The sequence below is a fragment of the Alteromonas infernus genome (genome assembly GCF_902705815.1).
Window position 1 is genome coordinate 1 of sequence record NZ_CACSIG010000025.1, and the last position, 658, is coordinate 658.

Consider the following 658-nt stretch of genomic DNA (forward strand, 5'->3'; position numbering starts at 1 on the left):
CCTAGCTGAAGAAGTTGACGGCGTACATCCGCGTTGCAGAGCTTGCTGTAGAGCGTGTTGAGACGCAACAGAAGTAGCAAGCGTGGTGATAGCATCGAAGCGAAGTTATGGGCGTTGACCGTAGAACCGCACTGTTAACCTATCTGTTAGAGCGAAAGATCAGGCTGACGAAAAAGAAGCTATCGACAAAGTTAACCAGCAAGAAGATGTGGTTTCGCTAACGCGATGGCAGAAGCATTTAAAGCTGCTAAAGGCGAATAATGCTTTTGTGGGTGTGCACACGCACACCCTATTCGCGATAGCTGTTTAAACAATAATATTGACAATGAGGTTAAACATGACCAAGTCTGAATTAATTGAACGGCTCGCGGATCAAGCGCGTCATATTCCGGCGAAAGAACTCGAACTGGCAATTAAAGAACTTCTAGAACAAATGGCGCAAACACTTCAAAAGGGTGAGCGTATTGAAATTAGAGGTTTTGGTAGCTTTTCGCTTCACTACCGCGCACCTCGCGTAGGTAGAAACCCTAAAACGGGTGAAACCGTAAAGTTAGATGGTAAGTATGTACCGCACTTTAAGCCTGGTAAGGAACTTCGCGAAAGGGTAGACGCCTCAATCGCATAATGCACTACATCACTGTGTGGCCAACTGACTCGT

General features: G+C 46.2%; 1 protein-coding gene. It reads left to right on the plus strand.

The annotated features are described in order from the left end of the window. The first annotated feature begins 337 nt into the window (after nt 1–337). Nucleotides 338–625 (plus strand): integration host factor subunit beta, encoded by a 288-nt coding sequence (gene ihfB / locus ACX5J7_RS06735; protein WP_014949641.1) that lies wholly within the window; start codon nt 338–340, stop codon nt 623–625. The last annotated feature ends 33 nt before the right edge of the window (nt 626–658 follow it).

What these genes read in the sequence shown, in the direction of transcription:
- ihfB (WP_014949641.1), top strand. Translation starts at nt 338, where the DNA reads ATGACCAAGTCTGAATTAATTGAACGGCTCGCGGATCAAGCGCGTCAT.